Raw genomic sequence first — 4,983 nt, forward strand, 5'->3', positions numbered from 1 at the left:
CCGGCGGGATCATGCCGCGGCGCGGATGGTCCCAGCGCAAAAGCGCCTCGAAGCCGGCAACACTGCCGTCTTCCAGCCGCACGATGGGCTGGTAGGCGAGTGTGAATTCGCGCCGTTCGATGGCGCGGCGCAGGTCGGACTCGAACTGCAGCCGGTCGGTGCCGACGGTCCGGAAGGCGGGGCGGAACGGCTCGATCCTGTCGCCGCCAAAACGTTTGGCCTGGTGCATGGCAAGCTCGGCGTCCTTGACCATGTCCTCGGCCGAACTCTGCGCCGACGTCCAGGTGACCAGCCCGATCGAGGCGGTCAGCACGATCTCGCGCTTGGCAAAGGTGATCGGATTGTTGATCGCATGCTTGATGGCGTCGGCAACGGCTGCGATGGGGGCCGGGTCCTGTTCGGAAAGCAGCATCAGCGCGAACTGGTCGCCGGCAAAACGCGACAGCGAATCCTTCGGCTTGAGCAACCGGTGCAGCCGGCGCGCAACGGTCAGCAGGATGGTATCGCCGGCCGAGATGCCGAGCCCGTCATTGACCTGCTTGAACCGGTCGATGTCGATGACGAAGACGGTCGGACGCACTTTCTCTTCCGTGCGCGCGATCGAAATGATCGCCTCCAGCCGATTCATCAGCAATTCCCGGTTCGGCAGGCCAGTCAGATTGTCATGCACGGCATCGTGCAGCAGCCTCTCCTCGGACTTTTTCTGCTCCGTCACGTCTACCATGGTGCCGACGCAGCGGATGACCTCGCCGTCCGATCCGATCACCGGCCGTGCGCGCAGCGAAAACCAGTGATAGTGCCCGTCGGCGCCGCGCAGGCGGAAATTCTGCGACACCCGGCCGCGCCGGTGTTCGAGCACCACGTCGAGCGTGGTACGGAACGTGTCGCGGTCGTCGGCATGAAGTACCGGCAGCCAGTTACGAGCAGCTCCGCCCAGGCTGTCGGGCGCAAGTCCAAGCTGGATGCTGACATCCGGCCTGGTGACGACGCGGTCGCGCATCACGTCCCAGTCCCACACCGTGTCGCCCGATCCGGCGACGGCCAGCGCCTGCCGTTCGAGATCGGAGAACAGGCCCTGATGTAGTACGCCGCCGGCAAAGGCGTGCTGCATGACGGTGAAGCCGATCAGCAGGATGATGAGGATCAGCCCGCCGCCCAGTGCCGGCTGGGCGATGTCGTTGTCGAGCATGCCGGTGATCGCCATCCACGACCCGCATAGCCACAACAGGACCATGACCCAACTGGGCACCAGCATGATGGCACGGTCGTAGCCGCGTATGCCGAGGAAGATGATCAGGCCGAGGCCGGTCAGCGCGGTGGCGGCGAAGGACAGCCTGGCGATGCCGGCGGCGACCGCCGGATCGACGATCGCAACGCCAGCGATCAGCAGCAGCCCCAGAATCCAGACCAGCGCGCCGTAACTGAAATGGCCGTGCCATCGGTTGAGGTTGAGATAGGCGAACAGGAACACCACGAAGGTCGCCGCAAGCGCCACCTCCGTTCCGGCTCGCCACATCTGCTCGTTGCCGGGCGATATTTCCAGCACCTTGTTGAGAAAGCCGAAATCGATGCAGATATAGGCGAGCACCGCCCAGGCGAGTGCTGCGGTTGCCGGGAACATCGAGGTCCCCTTGACCACGAAAAGGATGGTCAGGAACAGCGCCAGAAGGCCGGCGATGCCGATGACGATGCCGCGAAACAGCGTGTAGGAATTGACCGAGTCCTTGTAGGATTCCGGATCCCATAGATATACCTGCGGCAGTTTGGGCGAGGCAAGTTCGGCAATAAAGGTGATCACCGTTCCGGGGTTCAGCGTCACCCGGAACACATCGGCGTCGGGGCTGCTCTGGCGGTCAAGCGCGAAGCCCTCGCTGGGCGTGATCGCGGCAATGCGGGTCGAGCCGAGATCCGGCCAGAAGATGCCGGAATTCACCAGCCGGAAATGCGGTGCGACAATCAGCCTGTCGAGCTGCTGGTCGGTGGTGTTGGCAAGCGCGAACACCGCCCAGTCGCCGGACGAGCGCGCATCATTGGCCTCGACCTCGATGCGCCGCACGATGCCGTCCGGGCCTGGAGCGGTCGACACCTGAAAGTTCTCGCCCTGGTTGCGGTAGATTTCGACGGCGCCCGAAAGGTCGAGCGCCACGTCGTCGCGGGCGATCTTGATCGGCTCGACGGCGAAGGCCGAGGACGCCGCGCAGAGCACGACGATTGCCGTCAGCACAAAGGCGAACAACGACCCGATTCGCAGGAAATTCGTCAAAATTAGTCCTTCGTTCCCGCGCCCGGCGGATCGTCTTCGATCCGGGCGTAGAGGTAGTGGTCCTGCCAGATGCCATTGATCCTGAGATAGGATCGCAGAAGTCCTTCGCGCCGGAATCCGGCTTTTTCAAGCACGCGGATCGACCGGGCATTGTCGGGAATACAGGCAGCTTCGATCCGGTGCAACCTCAGCGTATCGAAGGCGAAGCGCGTCACGACCTTGACCGCGTCGGTCATCAGACCACGGCCGCTGTAGCGCTCGCCGATCCAGTAGCCGATATGGCCGCTTTGCGCGACGCCGTGGCGGATGTTGCCGAGGGTGATTCCTCCGACAAGCTTGCCGCTGCCTTTCTCGAAGATGAAGAAGGCTATGGCCGTTCCCTGCGCATAGTCTTCGCGATAGCGGCTGAGGCGATGCCGCCAGGCCGTGCGGTCGAGCTCGTCGGGGTTCCACCGCGGCTCCCACGGCTCCAGGAAGGCGCGGCTTTCTCCGCGCAGCACCGACCATTCGCGATAGTCGTTGGTCAGCGGGACGCGCAGCGTGACCCGGTCACCCTTCAGTGCCGGCAGGTCACGGCGAAAGAAAGGGAGCGCGAACATGACGCTTTGATGGACTTTAGCCGGCGAGCTTTCGGGCCGTGGTCTGCGTGCCCGAAAGCGATTCGAGGACCGCCTCATAGGGAGCGAGCGTACCCACCGGTCCGACGGCAGTCAGCGTCGGCTTGGTCGAAAACAGCCGTGACGACAGGTCCGTCAGGCGCTCGACCGTCAGCGCCGACAGCCGTTCCATCAGCTCTTCCTTGGCGATCGGCCGGCCGAACAGCAGCATTTGCCGGGCGATCTGCGAGGCGCGGCTGGCCGGGCTTTCGGCGGACATGATCAGGCCTGCACGGTACTGGGCACGTGCCCGGTCGAGTTCCTCCTGCAGGATGTTCTCGCCGACCTTCTGCAACTCGTCGATGACCACCGGCACCAGCTCGGCGATGTCGCTCTGCCCGGTCGCGGCATGGACGCCGAATATGCCGGTATCGGAAAAACCCCAGTGGAAGGCATAGACCGAATAGCACAGCCCGCGCTTTTCGCGGACCTCCTGGAAAAGACGCGACGACATGCCGCCGCCAAGGATCATCGACAGGACCTGCGAGGCGTAGAAGTCGCGTACATGATAGGCGCGGCCCTCGAACCCCAGCACGATCTGCGCGTCCATCAGGTCGCGGTCCTCGCGGAAATCGCCGCCGACATATTGCGCAAATTGCGGCATCGTGTTGTCGGACTTGCTGCGGAAACCGCCAAGGTGCTTCTCGACCTCGCGCACGAAATTGTCGTGCTTGATGTCGCCGGCGGCGACGACCACCATGCGCTCGGCGCCATATTGCCGTTCGATGAATTTGTGCAATTGCTTCGAGGTGAAGGATTTGACGGTTTCCGGCGTGCCGAGGATTGAGCGGCCGATCGTCTGGTGGCGAAAAGCCGTCTCGGTGAAGCGGTCGAAGACGATGTCGTCGGGCGTATCGTGAGCGGCGCCGATCTCCTGCAGGATCACATGCTGCTCGCGCTCCAGTTCCTGCGGGTCGAACTCGGATTCCTGCAAGATGTCGGAGAGGATATCGACGGCCAGGGGCACGTCGTCGCTCAGCACCCTGGCATAATAGGAGGTGGTCTCGACACTGGTAGCGGCATTGATCTCGCCGCCGACATCCTCGATTTCCGAGGCGATCTCGAAGGCGCTTCGCCTTCTGGTTCCCTTGAACGCCATATGTTCAAGCAAGTGGGCCATTCCGTGCTCTTCGCTACGCTCGTTGCGGGCGCCTGATTTGAGCCAGGCACCAAGAGCGACGGATTCGAGGCTTGGAAGGGTTTCGGTGGCGACTGTCAGGCCGTTCGACAGACGGCTTACCTCAACACCCATATAGCTGATACTCCCTAACTTGCCGCCCGCGTGTGGCGGCTAACATAATCTTCCACCATTTTCAGGTCGGATGGAAGTACCGTGTATTTTTCCTCTGATGTCATCAACCCGCCTAGCCATGCGGGCAGGGTCGGCGACACGCCGCTGGCGGCTTCGACGGCGGCCGGGAACTTTGCCGGATGGGCGGTGCCCAGCACCACCATCGGCACGGCATTGGTGGCCTTCGCAGCCGCAACATGCATGGCTGCGGCCGTATGCGGGTCGAGCAGATAGTCGCTGGCTGCGAGCGTCGAGCGGATCGTAGCGGCGACTTCGTCCATGGTCGAACGGCCGGCATCGAATTCGGCGCGGATCCTGGCGATCTCGCCCGCTTCGATGGTGAAGGCGCCGGACTGCTTGAGGCCGCTCATGTAGCGCCGCACGGTCGAGGCGTCGCGGCCGGCCGCCTCGAACAGCAAGCGCTCGAAATTCGAAGAAACCTGGATGTCCATAGACGGCGACGTGGTCGAAAAGACGCCTTTCGTGCGATATTCGCCGCTCGACAGCGTGCGCGCCAGAATGTCGTTGTCGTTGGTCGCGATGATCAGCCGCTCGATCGGCAGCCCCATCTTCTTGGCGGCGTAGCCGGCGAAGATGTCGCCGAAATTGCCGGTTGGTACCGTGTAGGAAACCGGCCGGTCGGGCGCGGCGAGCGACAGCGCTGATGAGAAATAATAGACGATCTGGGCCATGATGCGGGCCCAGTTGATCGAATTGACCCCGGACAGCGATACCCGGTCGCGAAAAGCGTGATCGTTGAACATGTCCTTCAC

3 protein-coding genes and 1 pseudogene are annotated in these 4,983 nt (G+C 63.1%); all 4 read right to left on the minus strand.

All coding sequences use genetic code 11. The annotated features are described in order from the left end of the window. The coding region (locus tag EOA86_RS21955; protein ID WP_128343555.1) for a diguanylate cyclase at positions 1–2,263 on the minus strand (2,263 nt) is incomplete at its 3' end. 2 nt (positions 2,264–2,265) lie between these two features. Then, on the minus strand, positions 2,266–2,862 hold the full coding sequence (locus EOA86_RS21960) for a GNAT family protein (RefSeq protein WP_029355659.1): 597 nt from the start codon (positions 2,860–2,862) through the stop codon (positions 2,266–2,268). A 16-nt stretch (positions 2,863–2,878) separates the two neighbouring features. After that, a complete protein-coding gene (locus EOA86_RS21965; RefSeq protein WP_029355661.1) occupies positions 2,879–4,171 on the minus strand; it encodes a pitrilysin family protein in 1,293 nt (430 codons plus the stop codon). Positions 4,172–4,185: 14 nt separating this feature from the next. Further along, positions 4,186–4,983, minus strand: a pseudogene (locus EOA86_RS21970) (threonine synthase); the annotation flags it as partial.

Origin of the sequence: Mesorhizobium sp. M5C.F.Ca.IN.020.32.2.1 (assembly GCF_004023105.1) — a bacterium.
Lineage (GTDB): Bacteria > Pseudomonadota > Alphaproteobacteria > Rhizobiales > Rhizobiaceae > Mesorhizobium > Mesorhizobium wenxiniae.

Bases quoted from the DNA above. Each gene is read 5' to 3' on its own strand.
- EOA86_RS21960 (WP_029355659.1), bottom strand. From the start codon at position 2,862: ATGTTCGCGCTCCCTTTCTTTCGCCGTGACCTGCCGGCACTGAAGGGT.
- EOA86_RS21965 (WP_029355661.1), bottom strand. From the start codon at position 4,171: ATGGGTGTTGAGGTAAGCCGTCTGTCGAACGGCCTGACAGTCGCCACC.